This window comes from Aeromonas sp. Prich7-2, assembly GCF_017939255.1.
Taxonomy (GTDB): Bacteria; Pseudomonadota; Gammaproteobacteria; order Enterobacterales; family Aeromonadaceae; genus Aeromonas; species Aeromonas caviae.
This window is the reverse complement of sequence record NZ_JAGKRI010000025.1, coordinates 43677-62260: the sequence shown is the minus strand read 5'-3', so window position 1 is coordinate 62260 and position 18584 is coordinate 43677. Positions and strand designations below refer to the sequence as shown.

The following is an 18584-nucleotide window of genomic DNA, read 5'->3' as shown; positions in this document are numbered from 1 at the left end:
AGTGAGAAGCGTTGTCATTTGTATTTGTGGCATGACCTCGGCTTGCTTTGGTACCATCGCAGGCCCCTGTCAGGAGCCTTTCATGTTGCCTCGTTGTCCCTCACTCGATGGACCCTTTGTCCGTCAATTCGATACCTTGTGCCTGCCGGGTCTTGAGACGCTGCCTCTTCATCGGGTCTGTTTTGATCCCGCCGCCTTCTCGCCGGAGTGCTTTGGGGCGCAGGGCATCATCCTGCCTGCTTCATTGCAGGGGGCTGCCCCCAGGCGCCTCGGGGAGTTTCTGGCAGGGCGTCTCGCAGCCCGTGAGGCCCTGCGACCCTTCGGTCTTGCAGGATGCAGCGTGGCCATCGGCGCTGCCCGGGAGCCACTCTGGCCTGAAGGGGTGGAGGGGAGCATCAGCCACAGCCGGCTGGCGGGAGAGGGGGTGGCCCTGTGTGCGGTGCGTCCGGGCCAGGAGGGAATCGGGCTGGATCTGGAGGCCTGGCTCGATGGCGACCAAGGGGCGCAGCTCTGGCCCGGCATCATGGATGGGGAGGAGTGGGGGCGGCTGGAGGCGGGGGTTCACGACGCCCAGCTGAGCCTGGCAGAGGGACTGACCCTGGTGTTTTCCGCCAAGGAAAGCCTCTTCAAGGGGCTCTATTCCCGGGTGGGGCGCTACTTTGACTTTCTCGATGCCCGCTGGCTCGCCATGACGGCGCAGACTCTCACCCTGGAGCTCAAATGCCCGCTGACACCGACCCTGCCAGCTGGCTGGCGCTGCACCCTGCACTGGCAAGCCCTGCCGGGGGGCGTGCTCACCGTCTTGCTGCTGTGAGCACGATGCCAGCGCCCGGATAACGCCAACGCAAAGCCCAGAGAAAGAAACCGCCATCAGGCGGGTTCTTTCTCTGGCACAGGGTATGGCTCAGGCCGACACGCCATGGTCGGCGCGCAGGCGAGGCACTTCGTCAGCGCGTCGGCGGGGCACGATGACAGGGGCCCCGTCGCCGGGGGCGTGCAGTATGTCCACATCGGTCTGGTAGAGGCGATCGATGAGGGGCTTGGTCACCACCTCCCGGGCTGGGCCCATGGCCTGGATGGCGCCATCCCCCAGGGCAATCAGCTCGTCGCAGTAGCGGGCGGCGGTGGCGAGATCGTGGATGACGATAAGCACCGTCTTGCCCTCGGCGGCGACCCGATGGATGGCCTCCATCACCTCGGTCTGGTGGCCGATGTCCAGCGCGCTGGTGGGCTCGTCCAGCAAGATGATGTCCGCATCCTGTGCCAGCACCATGGCGAGCCACACCCGCTGGGCCTGGCCGCCGGACAGCGAACTGGCGCTCTGGTGCCAGATGGCATCGAGCTGCATCCGCTCCCGGGCCCAGTCCACCATGCGGGCATCTTCCTCGCTCCACTGATTGAACCAGCCCTGATGGGGATGGCGGCCATATTGCACCAGCTGCTCCACCAGGATACCGGGGGGGACCAGGGGACGTTGGGGCAGATAGGCGAGTTCCCGAGCCAGGGCTTTGGCGCCATAGGCAGCGAGTGGCTTCTCCTTGAGCAGGATCTCCCCGGACCGGGGCTGCTCCTGTCCCGCAAGGAGCTTGAGCAGCGTGGATTTGCCGCCGCCGTTGGGGCCGACGATCCCCACCAGTTTGCCCCGGGGGAGGGAGAAGGATATCTCCTTGAAGATGGTCTTTTGCGGGTAGCCGAACTGGAGTCGGTTCACGGTGAGCGTCATCGGGCGGCCCTCGGTCTGTATTGAAAATGGATGAATGCCATGGTCAGTCGGCCTTCTGGCGATCTTTGAGCAGGATGAAGAGCAGCAGCAGGCCGCCGAGAATGCGGGTCATGATGCCGGTGGCCACCTCGTGGGGGCTGGCCAGCACCCGCACCAGGGTGTCGCTGGCGAGCAGCATCAGGGCGCCGCACAGGGCGGCAATCCAGAGCGGCACGATGCGATCCCGGCTGAGCCAGGAGGCAAGGATGGGGGCCGCCATGGCAATGAAGACCACGGGGCCGCCGATGGCGGTGCCAAGGGCTGCGACGATGATGGCCTGGGCCAGCACCCCGAGCTGGACCCGGTTCACGTTGACCCCGAGGGTGCTGGCCGTCACCGGTCCCAGGCGCAGCACGCCGAGGGAGCGGGAGAGACAGACGGTCCAGGGACAGATGAGCAGGAGCAGCAGGCTCACCGGTAGCAGGGTGCCATAGCCCTGACCGACGAAGTTGCCCATGTTCCACAGATAGAGGCTGGTGAGGTGCACCAGGGACTGGGTGGACATGACGAACTGGCCGAGGGCGTTCATCAGCTCGGAGACCCCGATGCCGATCACCACGAACAGGTAGCCCTGCTCCCCGGGCTTGTTGCACAGGGCATAGAGCACGGCGGCGGCAAACAGGGCGCCGAAGGGGGCGGCCCACCAGGGCCAGGTGCCCAGCGTCAGATAGAGGGAGAAGATGATGATGGCAAGGGATGCCCCCTCGTTGACCCCTATCATGTCCGGGGTGGCGAGGCGGTTTCGCACCAGGGTCTGCACCAGGCAGCCCGAGAGTCCCATGGCGGCGCCGGCCACCAGCACCGCCAACAGGCGCGGCAGTCGGATCTTGAAGACGGTTACCTGATCGAGTCGGCTTCCCTCCCCGAGCAGGGTCTGGATCACCCCCATCATGGTGATCTTGCCGGAACCCAGGGTGAGGGCCAGCAGGGAGAGCAGAGTGAGGGCGACCAGGAGCCCCAGGGTGATGAGCCAGGCGCGGCGGTGCAGCAACAGGGTGTGGCTGCCAAGGCGAAGGCAGAGGGTGCCGCTCGGGAGTGAGAGAGAGTTCTTCATGGGCGTGGCACCTTATTTGACGGCCAGCAGGGAGCGGAAGCCGCCGCTGCGCACCACCAGGATGAGCACAGGCGCCCCGATGAGCGCCAGAATGACGCCGTTGGGCAGCTCGTAGGGCTGGATCAGCCAGCGGGCCAGCACATCGGCACCGAGCAGAAAGAGCACCCCGAACAGGGCGGAGAAGCGTACCTGGATGGCGAGGCGAACCGGCTCCACCAGGCGGGCGCAGTAGGCGGCGAGGAAGCCGACAAAGCCGATGGGACCGGCGATGGCGATGGCGCAGGCGGTGAAGAGCGTTGCGGCCAAGAGCACGCCGATCCGCACCCGGGTGGGGCGGATGCCGAGGGCCCTGGACTGGTGATCCCCCATCTGCATCAGGGTGAGAGGGCGACAGAGCGCCAGGGTCAGCAGCAGGGCGGCCAGGGCGAAGGGGACCACGGTGAGTACCGCTTCCAGACTGGAGGCGGCAAGGGACCCTAAGTTCCAGAAGCGGAACTGCTCCAGCACCACCCGGTTGGAGAGCAGCAGGAAGTTGGAAAGACCGCCGAAGGTGGCGGAGAGGGCGACGCCTACCAGGATGAGCTTGAGGGGGTTGGAGCGCCCCACCATGAGGCCGAGGCCCAGCACGATGAGGTTGCCGAGCAGGGCCCCCATGCCGGACCAGAGCAGATACCCGTAGGCGGATTCGACGCCAAACCAGGTGAGGCCGATCACCAGAGCAAAGACGGCGCCGGCATTGACCCCGAGCAGGCCGGGTTCGGCCAGAGGGTTGCGGGTGGCACTTTGCAGCATGGAGGCCGCCAGGGAGAGTGATGCCCCCACCACCAGGGCTGCCAGGGTACGGGGCAGGCGCAGGGTATGGACTATCATGGCGAGCTTTTCATCGGCCACGAAGGCGGGATCGCCCATCAGGAAACCAGCGACCTCGCGGCCACCATAGACACCGGCCCCGGTGGCCAGTGACAGACAAATCAGCAGGAAGAGGAGCAGCACGCCGAGCCAGAACAGCCGAGCTTGGTATCTGAGCACTCAATGACTCCTTGAATTCGGGGAGGCAGAAACGCAAAAAGGGAGCCCCGCGACCGGGGCTCCCGCAGACAGGATGGATTACAGCTTGTAATCGACCCCTGCGTAGACGGTGCGACCTTCCAGGATGAAGTCGGCGTAGGTCGCCACCTCGTCACGCTGGGTGTTGGTGAGGTTGGTGATGCCGAGCTTGAAGTCCAGGGCCGGCGTGACGGTCCACTTGGTGTTCACGTCCAGGGTCTGGTAGTGCTTGGAGGTGAATGCCTGGGCGTTGCGGGCCGGCACCTTGATCAGCTGGCTGCCGACATACTGCCAGGCCAGGTTGGCGCTGACCACGTCGCTCGCCTTCCAGTCCAGGCCGATGTTGCCGGTGTGATCCGGGGTCTTGGCCAGATCGTCACCCGTGCTCTTGTCTTCGGAGTCCAGCAGGGTCAGGTTGCCGGTCAGCTGCACGTTGTCCAGCACGTCGAACCAGCCGGTCAGCTCCAGCCCCTTGATGCGGGCCTTCTTGACGTTGAGGTAGGTCATGACGGTCGGACGGTAGCCCGGGCCCCACTGATCGCTCTGGATCAGATCCTCGATCTCGTTGTGGAAGCCGGTCACCCCTGCGCCGAAGCGATCGGCGTTGTAGGCGGTGCCAAGCTCGTAGCTGACGGAGGTTTCCGGCTTCAGATCCGGGTTGCCGATCACCTTGCAGGCGCCGCGGCAGGCGGTGGTGGCGAACCCTTCGCTGGACTGGGCCAGGGTCGGGGCCTTGAACGCCTTGCCGGCGCCGCCCTTGATCACCCACTCGTCACTCAGGGAGTAGAGGGCGTAGGCACGGGGGCTGAACTCGTTGCCATAGGTCTCGTGGTGATCCAGACGGCCGGAGAGCGTCAGGGCCAGATCCCCAAAGCCGAACTCGTCTTGCAGGTAGAGGGCGCTCTGGCTCGCATCCACGCTGCCGTTCTGGATGCTGCGGCTGTGCTCCAGCTCGGTCTTGCGGAACTCTGCACCCGAGGTCAGCAGGTGATCCCCGAGGTAGCCGCTCAACTGGCCGTCGACCGTGTGGTTGGTCTGGGTGATGTCGGCGGCGCCACCGTTGAGCTGGGAGTCATCCATCAGATCGGTCTGCTCGAAGTAGTAACGAGCGCGGCTGTCGAAGTGTTCCCAACGGCCGTTGTGGGTCAGCCCCAGGCTCAGGCGATCGAGTTTCTGCACGTTGTGGGGGGTAGCCGGTGCGGTCGGGGCACGGGGCACGTTGTTGAAGTAGCTGTCCATGTCGTTCTGGTTGTAACCCAGATCGAAGTCGATGTCCTGGTTGTCGGCCACCAGCCACTTCAGGCTGGAGAGCACGTTGACCACTTCCCGTTTCTCCAGGGCGTCGGCATCCGGGTTGTTGGACTGCTCGCTCTTCCAGCGATCCCGCTGATAGCCTTCCACCACCACGCTGCCCAGCAGCTTGTTGTCGATCAGGGCGCCGGAGACGAAGGCGCTACCCTGGTTGGCATCCCCGCCATCCCCCTTGGTGGGCATGGTGTGGGTGTAGCCGACGGCCGCTTCGGTGTTCTCCTTGGCCTGGCGCAGGATCACGTTGACCACGCCGCCGAGGGCATCGGCCCCGTACAAGGAGGAGACGGGACCGCGGATCACTTCGATGCGCTCGATGGCGGCCATGGGGATGGAGCTTAAGTCGAAGTCGTTGCCAAAGGAGCTGCCCAGGGTCTCGCGGGCGTTGACCCGCTTGCCGTTGACCAGCAGCAGGGTGTAGTCACCGCCCATGCCGCGGATCTTGATCTCGTTGCGACCCGTGGGGTTGGTGCCGATGATGTTGACACCGGGCACGTGCTTGAGGGCATCGCCGATGTTGTTGACGTTCATCTTGTCCAGATCGGCGCGGGTGACCACGGAGACGCTGGCCGGGGCGGTCAGCTCGGTGTGCTTGGTCTGGGTGGCGGTGACCACCACCGTCTCGTTGGCCTTGACGGACTCGGCCTGGGCCAGGCCCGGTACGGCCAGCAGACCAAGGGAGAGCAGAATGGGGTTCAGTTTAAAGAGGCCGTGCTGCAACTGCATTGTCAAAAACTCCATGGATATAACTGAGGTTATGGGGTCCGGATTCTTCTGATCCGGTGCTCACTGACTTCCTTGTCTGGCGGTGCCAGAGGCAGGATTATTGTTATTTCTTGTGCGCTTCAGGCCCCGGATGAGGAACCAGACACCGGCGCAGGCCACCAGGGTGCACGCAATGTTGATCCAGGCCAGGGTGGGGAAACCGTGCAGGGCGCCCCCCTCGTCGGAGACCAGATATCTGGCGGAGAACAGGCTGCCGAGGCCCGCGGCCACATTGGTGACCGAGCCCTGGAAAGACATGAAGGCGGCGCGCTGATGGGGGGCCGGAATGGCCGCCGTGACCGCGAGGGTGGTGCTGGCACGGGCGGAGCTCAGGGCCATGAAGAGGGTGAACAGCAGATAGAGAGGCAGGCCTGCCGGCAAGGCAAAGCCCACCAGGGTGATCAGGGCGAGGGCCAGGCTGGTGAGCAGGATGGCGCCCTGGGCGCGGCCCTGATCGATCCAGCCGCCGCACAGGCGCATGGTGGCCATGCTGGCAAGGCCGCCGCACAGATAGAGGCTGGCGATCTGCTCGCGCGGGAAACCCAGGTTGAACTGGAAGTAGTTGGCAAAGTGCGGAATGAGCAGGAAGTGGCCGAACATCTGCAGGCAGAGGATGAAGAGGGCTCCCTGGCAGAGCGGTGACCCCAGCAACTGGCGCATCCCCAGGCCTGCCGGGGCCCGGTTGACCGGCAGGGACGGCAGCCAGATGGCACACAGCAGGGCCAGCAGCAGGCCGCCTGCACCAAACAAGAGGAAGGGGCTCTGCCAGCCAGACCACTGGGCCAGCACGAGGGCCGCGGGCACGATCAAAATGGCGGCCAGGGAAAACGCCATGCCCACGTAAGCGAGACGGCGGCCCCGCTCGGCGGGCGGTACCAGATCCAGCACCGCCGCCATCAGGATGGCCCCCAGGGGGCCGGCCACGCAGCCGGACAGGATGAAAAGCGGCAGCAGGGTCTGGCTATCCTCGGCCAGGGCGCAAGCCATCAAGAGCAGGAAGCGCAGGACCAGCAGTACCAGCAGGGCGGGTTTGCGGTTGACCCGATCGAGCCAGGGGGCGGCCAGGAGGCCCAGCAGGGCGGCGCCCAGGGTGGCGCCGCCGCTGAAGTAACCTGTCTGCTCCGGCAGCATCCCCAGGCGGGTTACCAGTTCCGGGCCAAGGGGCATCACCATCATCATGCAGCCCATGGAGAGCATGTTGATGAGCAGCGCCAGGTGGATGGCGGCAGGGGTGGATGCGACGGATTCTGGCTTCATCAGAGGCTGACTCGAAAAAATGAGTCCGAATTGTATCCGAGGGTTTTTGTTGTGACAACAAATGATAACCATTTTTATTTGTATTGATTGGTATCTTAACGAGTCTTTATCAGGTGCCTCTGTATGGGGTTGCATACCAGGCCCGTTGCAATCGGGGCGCCATGGACCATGATGGCAGGAAGCGAGAGGGTGGCGGTGAACGCCGGGAGGAGAAGATGCGCGCTGGATCAGGGTATTGGGGGCTGGGGTGCTGCCTGTTGCTGGCATTGCCCCTGAGGGCCGAAGTGAAGGTCATACCGGTATTCGAGGCGGATGCCGCGGTGCAGACGCTCAAGGAGATCTACCCGGATCTCGGGGTGAGCGCCATGGGCAACCAGCTGGTACTGAGCGGAACCCCCGCCCAGTTGCAGGAGGCCGAGCGTACCCTGGCGCAAGTGAACCAGCCGCCCCAAAGCCTGCTCATCGAGTGGCGGGTGGATGGCGCTTCCAGCAGTCAGCAGGCCGGAGTGGGGCTGGGCCTGGATGCCAAACGGCAGTGGCTGCTGGAGGGGGATGCCCGGCACTATGAACGCAGCCAGAGTGACAACTGGCAGGTGCGTGGCCTCTCCGGGCGGCCCGTGCTGTTGCAGATGGGGTCCTATCAGCCGGTCACCTTTTACCAGTGGCAGGGGGGAAGGGTGGTGGGCATGATGCCGCTGATGAACGGTCTCTACGCCACCGCGACCCTGATAGGGGACAGGGTGCAGGTGGCCCTCAGCAGTGAACAGGCAAGAGTGGAGCGAGGCAACATACACACCGGCCAGAGTGCCACCGAGGTGAGCGGCGCCCCGGGCCAGTGGCTGACGGTGGGGGAGCTTTCCACAACCCAAGGCAGCCGGGAGGCCGCGATCGCCAATCCATCAGGCATGGGCAGGGCCAGCGGCAGCGAGCGCCAGACCCTGCAGATCCGGGTCACGCGCCAGTGAACCAGCCTGTCAGTGGGGCTGATCCAGAGCGTAATCCCGCAACTGGCGGCTTCTTAGCAGATACCAGAGCGCCCAGAGGCTGGCGATGAGCACCAGGGCGGTGGGCCAGTTGAACGACCACTGCTGCAGATTGAGGCTGTGCAGTTGCATCACCAGGCCGCTCGCGGTGGAGCAAAGCAGCAGAGCGCGGCTGTGGCGTCTGAGCCAGGCTCTGGCACTGTGGGTCTGGCGATGGGTGCCGCCGCAGGCGAGCAGCGCCAGCATGGCGGGCACGTCCGTCAGCAGGCTGACATAGAGGGTGAGCTTGTCCGGGTAGAAGAGGGTCAGGATGGCGCTGCCACTCTCCCGGGTGACCCCCGCCATCAGAAACAGCCAGACCGAGCGGGTCAGCAAGAGGGCGATGGGCCAGAACCAGAGCGGGGGGCGCAACTGGCCGTGATCGTCGTAACGGTGTTCGGGGTAGAGGGTCATGGTGGCCCGGTATCCATTCATGCAGTGCGAGTGATGAAGGGGATATGGGGCACAGGGCAGGCCATTGCAAGGCCGGCAACGGCCGGGAATTAATCGGGGGGCCATGCCCCCCAATCCGCAGTCTTTAGTTGCCGGGTTCCGGCGTCACAGCCAGCCTTTTCGCTTGAAGAAGAGACCGGTGCCCAGCGATGACATCACCATCAGCACCAGGGAGAGGGGATAGCCGTATTCCCAGGCGAGCTCCGGCATGCGGCCAAAGTTCATGCCATAGATGCTGGCGATAAGGGTCGGCGGCAGGAAGATGACCGCGGCTACCGAGAAGATCTTGATCACCTTGTTCTGCTCCAGATTGGTCACCCCCATGGAGGCCTCCAGCTGGAAGTTGATCTTGTCGAACAGGAACTGGGTATGGGGCAGCAGGGATTCCACGTCGTGCAGCATCTCGTCGATCCACTTGTTCTGCTCCCCCGTCATGCGCTGGCGCAGGCTGCGTTTGAGAAAGCGCAGGGCGCGGCGGGTATCGTGCAGGGAGAGACGGATCTGGCCGTTGGCCTCTTCCTGGGCCATCAGCTCCTTGAGCATGGGGTTGATCTGGTCCGGCTCGAAGATCTGATCGGCGGTGTTCTCCAGGGTCTTGTACCCATCCTCGATCAGGTCTGAGAGGTACTCCACCTTGAGGTTCTGCACCTCCAGCAGGATGTCGAGGGCGTCTTCGACCTCCAGTCTGTCCTGGCGCATGTAGTGGCGCAGCAGACGCACCAGGCCGATGTCGTCCTCGCGGATGCTGATCAGCAGGTTGTTGCGCAGGGTAAAAGAGACGTGCACACCCTTGGTGTCGCGACCGATGCGCTGGGGAAACAGGGAGTGGATGTGCAGACCGTCGGTGTCCCAGTAGAAGCGGGCGGATGCCTCGATGTCATCGAGCTCCTCCTTGTCCGGCACCTCCTCCAGGAACAGGCCCGTCAACCATTCTCGCTCCGCTGTGTCCGGCTTGTAGGCATCCAGCCAGACGGTGTTGTCGGGAACGATGTCATCCGGCCCGAGCGTGACTATGTCCAGCACCTTGTTGTTGAGAATGTAGGCGGTGATCATCTGTCCCCCCTTAAGAAGTCATGGGTAATCAGGGATGGTTGCACAGGTTCATGCGGCCTTAGATCGCACGGAAAGCGATCCCATGAAATAGCATAACGAGGCCGATGGACAACCTGAATGCGGCGAACTATACAGGGGCGGGACCCGCTTGTCAGGGCCTATTCATCAGGGGTTCAGCCTGTTCGCTCAAAAAATCGGCGAGGTCGGATCAGCCGTGGCGACCCCGATGCGGGCGATCCCGGCGTCGCCTTCTTTGTTCGCCCTGGTGTGGGGGAGGGCCCGGGCTCACCGGCGGGAATGGCGGGTTGCTGGTCGCCCTGCGACAGCCCCCGGCCAAGCGCAGGAAACGGTCTCCGGGCGGTGTTCCGGGGCTGCGTCTCCTTGTTATCTGCTCTGGTGTGCGTGGGCAAGCCTGTTACAGATTGGGATAGTTGGGGCCCGAGCCGCCCTGGGGCGGCGTCCAGACGATATTCTGGCTGGGATCCTTGATGTCGCAGGTTTTGCAGTGAATGCAGTTGGCGGCGTTGATCTGCAGCCTTGGCCGGGTATCCCCATCAAGGATCTCGAACACCCCCGCCGGGCAGTAGCGCTGGGCGGGTTCGGCCCAGGTGGGCAGGTTGACCTCGACCGGAATGCGCGCGTCCTGAAGGGTCAGGTGACAGGGTTGATCCTCGTCGTGGCTGGTGCTGGCCAGATAGACGGAAGAGAGCTTGTCGAAGCTGAGCTTGCCGTCGGGTTTGGGGTAGTCGATGGGCTGGCAACGGCTGGCCAGGCGCAGCTGGCGGTAATCCGGCTCCTTGTCCAGCAGAGTAAAAGGAGAGGTCAAGGCAAAGAGTCGCTGCTCCAGCCAGTTGAAGGCGCCGCCGAGCCAGGGGCCGAAGCGGTGCAGGGCGGCCCCGACGTTGCGGGCCCTCTTCAGTTCCCGGGTCAGCCAGCTTTGCAGCAGCGCGTCCTGAAACTCGGCCAGATCCCGTCCCCCTTCATCCCCTCCTCGCAGTGCCATGGCGACCGTCGCGGCCGCCACCATGCCGGACTTCATGGCGGTGTGGATCCCCTTGATGCGGGAGACGTCGAGGGTGCCCGCGTCACAACCGATGAGCAGACCGCCGGGAAAGTGCATGCGCGGCAATGAGTGCCAGCCCCCCTTGGTGATGGCCCGCGCGCCGTAGCTGATGCGCTCGCCCCCCTGCAACGTTGCCGCGATGAGGGGGTGGTGCTTGAGACGCTGGAATTCGTCAAAGGGGCTGAGCCAGGGATTCTGGTAGTTGAGATCGACGATAAGGCCGACCGCCACCAGATCCTGGGCCAGATGATAGAGATAGAAGCCCCCCTGACTCTTGTTGCCCTTTCCCTCGCCAAGGGGCCAGCCGCTGCCATGGAGCACCCGCCCAGGATGGGATTGTCCCGCAGGCACCTGCCACACCTCCTTGAAGCCGATGGCGTAATGCTGCGGCTGGGCGGTATTTTCCAGATGGAATCGGGCGATCAGCTGTTTGCCGAGGTGGCCGCGCGCCCCTTCGGCAAACAGGGTATAGCGGCCATACAGGGCCATGCCGGGCACGTGATCCGGCTTGGGGTTGCCCTCCTTGTCGAGGCCCAGATCGCCGGTCACCACCCCGCGTACCCGGCCCTCCTCCACGATGAGGGTGCTCGCCGCAAAGCCCGGGTAGATCTCGACACCGAGGGCCTCGGCCTGCTTGCCGAGCCAGCGGCAGAGGGTGCCGAGGCTGATGATGTGGCTGCCGTCGTTGTGCATGCGGGGTGGCACCGCCCAGTGGGGCAGCTGCAGGGAGCGGCTGTCGCTTTGCAGCAGATGGACCTGATCATCCGTCACCGGCATGCCGAGGGGGGCCTCCTGCCAGCTCTCTGGCAGCAGCTCCCTGAGGGCGACGGGATCGAGCAGGGCGCCGGAGATGAGGTGGGCGCCAATCTCGGCCCCCTTCTCCAGCAGGCAGACCGAGAGGGCCGGGGCCTGCTGCTTCAATGCGATGGCGGCACTCAGGCCTGCCGGGCCGCCACCGACGATGACGACATCAAATTCCATTGCTTCGCGTTCCATCTTGCCTCTGCGCTCGACTTGGCCTAGGGTAGTGCTGGTAGTTTACGTAAACGTAAACCACTTTGTCAGCAGAAAAGTGAGTGACGACAAGGTGGACCCACACAACAGGTATGAGGGATGACCGCCATGAAGCTGCTGGTCGCAGTCAAACGGGTCGTTGATTACAACGTCAGGATCCGGGTCAAGGGGGATGGCTCCGATGTGGAGCTCGCCAATGTGAAGATGGGGATCAACCCGTTTTGTGAAATCGCGGTGGAGGAGGGGGTCAGGCTGCGGGAAGCCGGCGTGGCATCCGAGCTGGTGGTGGTGACCTTCGGCCCCGAGGCGGCGGCCGAGCAGTTGCGCCATGCCCTGGCGCTGGGGGCGGATCGGGCGTTGCACTATGTTACCGGCGAGACCCTGACCCCGCTCACCGTGGCCCGGGCCCTGCAAACGGTGTGCGGGCAGGAGCAGCCCGATCTGGTGCTGCTCGGCAAACAGTCCATCGACTCTGACAACAATCAGGTAGGGCAGATGCTCGCCGCCCTCAATGACTGGCCGCTTGCCACTTTCGCCTCCGCCATCAGGCTGGTGGAGGGGGAATTGCAGGTGACCCGCGAGATAGACGGTGGCCTCGAGACCCTCGGCATGGCGCTGCCCGCCGTGGTGACCGTGGACTTGCGCCTCAACGAGCCGCGCTTCGCCTCCCTCCCCAACATCATGAAGGCCAAGCGCAAGCCGCTGGAGAGCCAGCCGTTCGCCGCCCTCGGGGTAGTGCCGGCCGGCCAGACACGGCAGCTCGGAGTGATGGCGCCACCGGTGCGCAGCGCCGGCATCAGGGTGGGCTCGGTGGACGAGCTGCTGGACAAGCTCAAGCACGAAGCCCGGGTGCTCTGATGGGCAGGGGCATGAGAGGGATGCCTCCCGCAGGCGTGAGCGCCATGCATGGGGCAGCGGCCCCGGGGAGCAAGGGATCAATGGATGACATGAAGGTGCTGCCATGAGCGTACTTGTGATTGCGGAACATCATCAGGGGCGGATCGCCGACAACCTGGCCCAGCTGGTCACGGCGGCGGGGCGCCTGGGGGGCGAGGTGCACCTCTTGCTGCTGGGGCAGGGGCTGACGGAGGCGGGGGAGCAGGCCGCCGCCCTCACGGGGGTAAACCGGGTGCTGCTGGCGGAACATCCCATGCTGGCGGAGGGGCTCAACGACGGGGTCGACAGACTGCTCGCCGAGGTGGCCAGGGACTACCAGCACTGCCTGATGGCTGCCAGCAGCCAGGGCAAGGATCTGCTGCCGCGAGTGGCGGCCAGGCTCGGGGTGGAGATGATCGCCGAGGTGACCGGCATCGAGGGGCCCGACACTTTCCTGCGTCCCATCTATGCGGGGAACGCCATCGCCCGGGTGGCGAGCAGCGCCCCCGTCAAGGTGCTCACCGTGCGGCCCACAGCGTTCGCCAAGGCCGGGTCCGGGGAGGAGCGTGCCCTGATGGAATCGCTGCCGGTGGCCGAGGTGCGCTGCCGTACCCGGCTCATCGAGCGGCGTGCGGTGCGCTCCGCCAGACCCGAGCTCGGGGCGGCCCGGGTGGTGGTCTCCGGCGGGCGGGCACTCGGCTCGAAAGAGCACTTTGCCCTCATCGACGCTCTGGCGGACAAGCTGGGGGCTGCCGTCGGGGCATCGCGGGCCGCCGTGGATGCCGGTTATGTCTCCAACGACCTGCAGGTGGGGCAGACCGGCAAGGTGGTGGCCCCCGAGCTCTACATCGCGGTGGGCATCTCGGGCGCCATCCAGCATCTGGCGGGGATGAAGGAGTCCAAGGTGATCGTCGCCATCAACAAGGACGCCGAGGCCCCCATCTTCCAGGTGGCGGACTACGGTCTGGTGGGGGATCTCTTCACCCTGCTGCCGGAGCTCACCGCCAAGCTGTAAATTTGCCACAAAGGGGCGAAGAAAGCCGTCCGTGCTGTCTCGCCCCCGTTTCCATGCATATTCTCTGCAAGCCCTGGCCCGTTCAGGGCTTTTGTCTGATGGGGGCCCGGTGGCGCCGGGGCAAAAGGTTGCGCTGGATCCCAAAAAGCCTTTGCCCCCACGGGGGGCTGTCGTGTAAAAACGTTCGAGTCACTGATCACACACATCCATTCACGGAAAGCGTCATGAGCAAACAGATTTACAACTTCTGCGCCGGCCCCGCCATGTTGCCGGTTGAAGTCATGGAGCGCGCCCAGCGCGAATTTTGTAATTTCCAGGGGCTGGGAGCCTCGGTCATGGAGCTTTCCCATCGCGGCAAGCCCTATATGGCGGTCGCCGAGAAGGCCGAAGCGGACCTGCGCGACCTGCTGGCGGTGCCGGACAACTACAAGGTGCTCTTCATGCACGGCGGTGGCCGCGGCCAGTTCTCCGCCGTGCCCATGAACCTGCTGGGTGGCGCCAACAAGAAGGCGGATTACCTGGTGACCGGCGTCTGGGCCCAGAGCGCCGTGGATGAAGCCCAGAAATACGGTGACATCCAGACCTTCCAGGGGGTGGCCAAGAACGAGCAGGGAGTCTCCCACCTGCTGCCGACGCCGGCGTTTCGCGCCGATGCCGCCTATGTGCACTACTGCCCGAATGAAACCATCGATGGCATCGAGATGTTCGACATCCCGGCCACCGGCGATGTGCCCCTGGTGGCGGATCTCTCCTCCACCATTCTCTCCCGTCCCCTCGACGTGAGCCGCTTCGGCATCCTCTACGCCGGTGCCCAGAAGAACATCGGCCCCTCTGGTCTGGCCATCGCCATCGTGCGCGATGACCTGCTAAATCAGGCCCGCGCCGATGTGCCGTCCATCTTCGACTACCAGCTCACCGCCAAGAATGACTCCATGTTCAACACGCCCCCCACCTACGCCTGGTACCTGGCCGGTCTGGTGTTCGAGTGGCTCAAGGAGCAGGGTGGCCTGGCGGCGATGGAAGCACGCAACAAGGAGAAGGCCGACTTCCTCTACGGCTACCTCGATCAGTCGAGCTTCTATGGCAACAAGGTGGATGTGGCCTGCCGCTCCCGCATGAACGTGCCCTTCCAGCTGAAAAACGAGGCCCTGGACAAGCTGTTCCTGGCGGAGTCGGAAGCGGCCGGTCTGCTGGCTCTCAAGGGACATCGCATCGTCGGTGGCATGCGCGCCAGCCTCTACAACGCCATGCCCCTGGAAGGGGTCAAGGCCCTAGTCAGCTTTATGGATGATTTTGCCAAACGCCACGGTTGAGGCGTGTCTCCCCATTGCCAGACGCCGGGGACTCCCCGGCGTCTGTTTTTCAGACCCATCCTGACCCAGGCTGCCGTCTCCCGCGGTCGTGCCACTGTCGAACTTGCCGCGGGGGACGCGGGCTGTTAACGTCCGGTCAGGTGATTTAATTGAGATCGAACAGGAAGTCTATGAATTCGTTGCGTTTGGAACCCATTTCTAGTGTGGCCGGGGTGGTCAATCTGCCCGGCTCCAAGAGTGTCTCTAACCGGGCCCTGCTGCTGGCGGCCCTGGCCCGGGGCACCACCCGGCTGACCAACCTGCTCGACAGCGATGACATCCGCCACATGCTGGCGGCGCTGACCCAGCTCGGCGTCAAGTACAAGCTCTCCGCCGACAAGACCGAGTGCACCGTGCACGGTCTGGGTCGCAGCTTCGCGGTCTCGGCACCGGTCAACCTGTTCCTCGGCAATGCCGGTACTGCCATGCGCCCCCTGTGCGCCGCCCTGTGCCTGGGCTCCGGCGAGTACACCCTGGGCGGCGAGCCGCGCATGGAAGAGCGCCCCATCGGCCACCTGGTGGATGCCCTGCGCGAAGCGGGTGCCCACATCCAGTACCTGAAGAAAGATGGCTATCCGCCTCTGGTGGTGGATGCCAAGGGGCTCTGGGGTGGCGATGTCCACATCGACGGCTCCGTCTCCAGCCAGTTCCTGACGGCGTTTTTGATGGCGGCCCCCATGGCGGCCGGCGACACCCGCATCCACATCAAGGGGGAGCTGGTCTCCAAGCCCTACATCGACATCACCCTGCACATCATGAAGCAGTTCGGGGTGGTCATCGAGCACGACGACTACAAGGTGTTCTACATCAAGGGCAACCAGACCTATGTCAGCCCGGGGGACTTCCTGGTGGAAGGGGATGCCTCCAGCGCCTCCTACTTCCTCGCGGCGGGCGCCATCAAGGGCAAGGTGCGGGTTACCGGCATCGGCAAGAACAGCATCCAGGGGGACATCCACTTCGCCGACGTACTGGAGAAGATGGGGGCCCGCATCACCTGGGGCGATGACTTCATCGAGGCCGAGCAGGGGCCGTTGCACGGCATCGACATGGACATGAACCACATCCCGGATGCGGCCATGACCATCGCCACCACGGCGCTGTTTGCTGAGGGCACCACCACTATCCGCAACATCTACAACTGGCGGGTGAAGGAGACCGACCGCCTGCACGCCATGGCGACCGAGCTGCGCAAGCTGGGCGTGGAAGTGGAGGAGGGGCACGACTTCATCACCGTGATCCCGCCCGCACAGCTCAAACACGCGGCCATCGACACCTACAACGATCACCGCATCGCCATGTGCTTCTCCCTGGTGGCACTCTCCGATACGCCGGTCACCATCAATGATCCGGGTTGCACCTCCAAGACCTTCCCGGACTACTTCGACAAGCTGGCCAGCGTCAGTCAGGCCTGAGCCCTTTCGGCCCGCTTCGTGCGGGCCTTTTCATCTCTGCCCCCGCTTTTTTCATGCCTCCTAGCAGCATTATGCAAACTTGCAAGGTGCGATAATAAAATTCCTTGTCGAAGAATGTAATTTTCTATTTACACCGACCCGGCACAGGGCTAGATTGAGATCTCTTTATCGCAGTCATCTAGCAGGAAACTTGGTCATGCAGCATCAAACCGACGACGTTCGTATCAGTGAAATCAAAGAGTTATTGCCCCCGGTTGCGGTGCTTGAGAAGTTTCCGGCGACCGACACCGCCTCGGCCACCGTGTTTGAATCCCGTCAGGCCATCCACAACATCCTGGCCGGCGACGATGATCGCCTGCTGGTGGTGATCGGCCCCTGCTCCATCCACGATCCGGTCGCCGCCCTGGAATACGGCAAACGCCTCAAGGTGCTGCGCGACGAGCTGAAAGATCAGCTGGAGATCGTGATGCGGGTCTACTTCGAAAAACCCCGTACCACAGTGGGCTGGAAGGGGCTGATCAACGATCCCTACCTCGACAACAGCTGCCAGATCAATGACGGCCTGCGCCTGGGTCGCAAGCTCTTGCTGGATCTCAACGACATGGGGCTGCCGACCGCCTCCGAGTTCCTCGACATGATCACCCCGCAATACGTGGCGGATCTGATGAGCTGGGGTGCCATCGGTGCCCGTACCACCGAATCCCAGGTACACCGCGAGCTGGCCTCCGGTCTCTCCTGCCCGGTGGGCTTCAAGAACGGCACCGACGGCACCATCAAGGTGGCCATCGACGCCATCGGCGCCGCCAGCGCCCCGCATCACTTCCTGTCGGTGACCAAGTACGGCCACTCCGCCATCGTCTCGACCGCTGGCAACCCGGACTGTCACATCATCCTGCGCGGTGGCCGCGAGCCCAACTACAGCGCCCGTCACGTGGATGAGGTGGTGAGTGGTCTGGACAAGGCGGGTCTGCCCCAGAAAGTGATGATCGACTTCAGCCACGCCAACAGCAGCAAGCAGTTCAAGAACCAGATGCTGGTGGCCGAGGACGTGGCCGGTCAGCTGCGTACCGGCAGCAAGGCGGTGTTCGGCGTCATGGTGGAGAGTCACCTGGTGGAAGGGCGTCAGGATCTGGTGGACGGGTGCGAGCTCACCTTCGGCCAGAGCATCACCGACGCCTGCATCGGCTGGGCCGATACCGAGGTGCTGCTGCGCAACCTGGCGGACGCCGTGGCCGCTCGCAACGCCCTCTGAGCCCAAGGCGCCCCGTTGGCGGGGCAATAAAAAAGCGCGACCCTGGGTCGCGCTTTTTGTTTGGCCATCTCTCGGCAGGTCGCGGTTTACTTGGCCCGCTCCTGGTGGCCGCGCAGGCGGATGTTGATCATCTCCACCACCAGCGAGAAGGCCATGGCGAAGTAGATGTAACCCTTGGGAATGTGCAGATCCAGCCCTTCGGCCATCAGCGCCACCCCGACCAGGATAAGGAAGGAGAGGGCCAGCATCTTGATGGTGGGGTGGGTATCGACGAAGTCGCCGATGGCCTTGGCGGCAAACATCATGACGCCGACGGCGATGATGATGGCCAGCACCATGACAGGGACATGATCCGCCATGCCCACGGCGGTGATGACGGAGTCCAGGCTGAAGATGATGTCGAGGATGGCGATCTGCACCAGGGTGGACAGGAAGCCCGCGGTCTTGCTCACCACACCCGCCTCTTCGGCGGCCCCTTCCAGGCTCTGGTGGATCTCGTGGGTGCTCTTGGCGATGAGGAACAGACCCCCCACCAGCAGGATGAGATCCCGTCCCGAGATGGCTTCCCCCAGCACGGTGAAGAGGGGCTCGGTGAGGCGCATCACCCAGGCCAGGGAGAGCAGCAGCAGGATGCGGGTGCCCATGGCGAGCCCCAGCCCCAGGATGCGCGCTTTCTGGCGCTGGGCTTCCGGCAGGCGACCCACCAGGATGGAGATGAAAATGATGTTGTCGATGCCGAGCACGATCTCGAGCAGGGTCAGGGTGGCGAGCGCGACCCAGGCGGAGGGGTCAGCAATCCATTCCAGCATGATTGAACCTTGGTTGAACAGTGATTGAGGTAGAAGCCGCGCATTTTAGCAGGGGGTCATGGCTTGTCCC

General features: G+C 64.2%; 16 protein-coding genes. 7 read left to right on the top strand and 9 right to left on the bottom strand.

Going from position 1 to position 18584, the window contains the following annotated elements:
* Positions 1-82 precede the first annotated feature (82 nt).
* Positions 83-814 (top strand): 4'-phosphopantetheinyl transferase superfamily protein, encoded by a 732-nt coding sequence (locus J9892_RS06200; RefSeq protein ID WP_029314400.1) that lies wholly within the window; start codon positions 83-85, stop codon positions 812-814.
* A 90-nt stretch (positions 815-904) separates the two neighbouring features.
* Here J9892_RS06200 and J9892_RS06195 read toward each other — a convergent pair whose 3' ends face one another.
* The 5 genes from J9892_RS06195 to J9892_RS06175 form a co-directional block, all read right to left on the bottom strand.
* On the bottom strand, positions 905-1723 hold the full coding sequence (locus tag J9892_RS06195; RefSeq protein WP_210538095.1) for an amonabactin ABC transporter ATP-binding protein: 819 nt from the start codon (positions 1721-1723) through the stop codon (positions 905-907).
* A gap of 43 nt (positions 1724-1766) precedes the next feature.
* Positions 1767-2816 (bottom strand): amonabactin ABC transporter permease subunit 1, encoded by a 1050-nt coding sequence (locus J9892_RS06190; protein WP_043155877.1) that lies wholly within the window; start codon positions 2814-2816, stop codon positions 1767-1769.
* A gap of 12 nt (positions 2817-2828) precedes the next feature.
* Positions 2829-3845 (bottom strand): amonabactin ABC transporter permease subunit 2, encoded by a 1017-nt coding sequence (locus J9892_RS06185; protein WP_010674444.1) that lies wholly within the window; start codon positions 3843-3845, stop codon positions 2829-2831.
* Positions 3846-3923: 78 nt separating this feature from the next.
* On the bottom strand, positions 3924-5897 hold the full coding sequence (locus tag J9892_RS06180; RefSeq protein ID WP_200163719.1) for a siderophore amonabactin TonB-dependent receptor: 1974 nt from the start codon (positions 5895-5897) through the stop codon (positions 3924-3926).
* Positions 5898-5957: 60 nt separating this feature from the next.
* Positions 5958-7193: an MFS transporter gene (locus J9892_RS06175; protein WP_210538094.1), complete on the bottom strand. Its 1236-nt coding sequence runs from the start codon at positions 7191-7193 to the stop codon at positions 5958-5960.
* A gap of 215 nt (positions 7194-7408) precedes the next feature.
* Between J9892_RS06175 and J9892_RS06170 the strand changes: the two genes are divergently transcribed.
* Positions 7409-8158, top strand: a complete 750-nt coding sequence (locus J9892_RS06170; RefSeq protein ID WP_041215335.1) for a hypothetical protein — start codon at positions 7409-7411, stop codon at positions 8156-8158.
* A gap of 9 nt (positions 8159-8167) precedes the next feature.
* On the opposite strand, the gene J9892_RS06165 is transcribed toward J9892_RS06170, so the two are convergent.
* From J9892_RS06165 to J9892_RS06155, 3 genes are all read right to left on the bottom strand, one after another.
* Positions 8168-8629, bottom strand: a complete 462-nt coding sequence (locus tag J9892_RS06165) for a DUF2919 domain-containing protein (protein WP_045524977.1) — start codon at positions 8627-8629, stop codon at positions 8168-8170.
* 144 nt (positions 8630-8773) lie between these two features.
* Positions 8774-9721 carry a magnesium/cobalt transporter CorA gene (corA, locus tag J9892_RS06160; RefSeq protein ID WP_005301617.1) on the bottom strand — a complete coding sequence of 316 codons (948 nt, stop codon included), beginning with the start codon at positions 9719-9721 and terminating at the stop codon, positions 8774-8776.
* Between the two features lie 415 nt (positions 9722-10136).
* A complete protein-coding gene (locus J9892_RS06155) occupies positions 10137-11780 on the bottom strand; it encodes an electron transfer flavoprotein-ubiquinone oxidoreductase (protein WP_210538093.1) in 1644 nt (547 codons plus the stop codon).
* A gap of 126 nt (positions 11781-11906) precedes the next feature.
* Between J9892_RS06155 and J9892_RS06150 the strand changes: the two genes are divergently transcribed.
* The 5 genes from J9892_RS06150 (at position 11907) to aroG (ending at position 17705) form a co-directional block, all read left to right on the top strand.
* Positions 11907-12656 (top strand): electron transfer flavoprotein subunit beta/FixA family protein, encoded by a 750-nt coding sequence (locus tag J9892_RS06150; RefSeq protein WP_039038996.1) that lies wholly within the window; start codon positions 11907-11909, stop codon positions 12654-12656.
* A 103-nt stretch (positions 12657-12759) separates the two neighbouring features.
* The gene (locus tag J9892_RS06145; RefSeq protein WP_010674451.1) at positions 12760-13689 is read left to right on the top strand and encodes an FAD-binding protein; all 930 of its coding nucleotides are present in this window, start codon (positions 12760-12762) and stop codon (positions 13687-13689) included.
* A gap of 224 nt (positions 13690-13913) precedes the next feature.
* Complete coding sequence (gene serC / locus J9892_RS06140) at positions 13914-15002, top strand: 3-phosphoserine/phosphohydroxythreonine transaminase (protein WP_010674452.1); 1089 nt, start codon at positions 13914-13916, stop codon at positions 15000-15002.
* Between the two features lie 170 nt (positions 15003-15172).
* Positions 15173-16453, top strand: coding sequence for a 3-phosphoshikimate 1-carboxyvinyltransferase (aroA, locus tag J9892_RS06135; protein WP_010674453.1), 1281 nt, complete (start codon positions 15173-15175; stop codon positions 16451-16453).
* 196 nt (positions 16454-16649) lie between these two features.
* Positions 16650-17705 carry a 3-deoxy-7-phosphoheptulonate synthase AroG gene (gene aroG / locus J9892_RS06130; RefSeq protein WP_010674454.1) on the top strand — a complete coding sequence of 352 codons (1056 nt, stop codon included), beginning with the start codon at positions 16650-16652 and terminating at the stop codon, positions 17703-17705.
* A gap of 86 nt (positions 17706-17791) precedes the next feature.
* On the opposite strand, the gene J9892_RS06125 is transcribed toward aroG, so the two are convergent.
* Positions 17792-18514, bottom strand: coding sequence for a TerC family protein (locus J9892_RS06125; protein ID WP_010674455.1), 723 nt, complete (start codon positions 18512-18514; stop codon positions 17792-17794).
* Positions 18515-18584: the final 70 nt, after the last annotated feature.

Bases quoted from the DNA above. Each gene is read 5' to 3' on its own strand.
- J9892_RS06200 (WP_029314400.1), top strand. From the start codon at position 83: ATGTTGCCTCGTTGTCCCTCACTCGATGGACCCTTTGTCCGTCAATTC.
- J9892_RS06195 (WP_210538095.1), bottom strand. From the start codon at position 1,723: ATGACGCTCACCGTGAACCGACTCCAGTTCGGCTACCCGCAAAAGACC.
- J9892_RS06190 (WP_043155877.1), bottom strand. From the start codon at position 2,816: ATGAAGAACTCTCTCTCACTCCCGAGCGGCACCCTCTGCCTTCGCCTT.
- J9892_RS06180 (WP_200163719.1), bottom strand. From the start codon at position 5,897: ATGCAGTTGCAGCACGGCCTCTTTAAACTGAACCCCATTCTGCTCTCC.
- J9892_RS06175 (WP_210538094.1), bottom strand. From the start codon at position 7,193: ATGAAGCCAGAATCCGTCGCATCCACCCCTGCCGCCATCCACCTGGCG.
- J9892_RS06170 (WP_041215335.1), top strand. From the start codon at position 7,409: ATGCGCGCTGGATCAGGGTATTGGGGGCTGGGGTGCTGCCTGTTGCTG.
- J9892_RS06165 (WP_045524977.1), bottom strand. From the start codon at position 8,629: ATGACCCTCTACCCCGAACACCGTTACGACGATCACGGCCAGTTGCGC.
- corA (WP_005301617.1), bottom strand. From the start codon at position 9,721: ATGATCACCGCCTACATTCTCAACAACAAGGTGCTGGACATAGTCACG.
- J9892_RS06155 (WP_210538093.1), bottom strand. From the start codon at position 11,780: ATGGAACGCGAAGCAATGGAATTTGATGTCGTCATCGTCGGTGGCGGC.
- J9892_RS06150 (WP_039038996.1), top strand. From the start codon at position 11,907: ATGAAGCTGCTGGTCGCAGTCAAACGGGTCGTTGATTACAACGTCAGG.
- J9892_RS06145 (WP_010674451.1), top strand. From the start codon at position 12,760: ATGAGCGTACTTGTGATTGCGGAACATCATCAGGGGCGGATCGCCGAC.
- serC (WP_010674452.1), top strand. From the start codon at position 13,914: ATGAGCAAACAGATTTACAACTTCTGCGCCGGCCCCGCCATGTTGCCG.
- aroA (WP_010674453.1), top strand. From the start codon at position 15,173: ATGAATTCGTTGCGTTTGGAACCCATTTCTAGTGTGGCCGGGGTGGTC.
- aroG (WP_010674454.1), top strand. From the start codon at position 16,650: ATGCAGCATCAAACCGACGACGTTCGTATCAGTGAAATCAAAGAGTTA.
- J9892_RS06125 (WP_010674455.1), bottom strand. From the start codon at position 18,514: ATGCTGGAATGGATTGCTGACCCCTCCGCCTGGGTCGCGCTCGCCACC.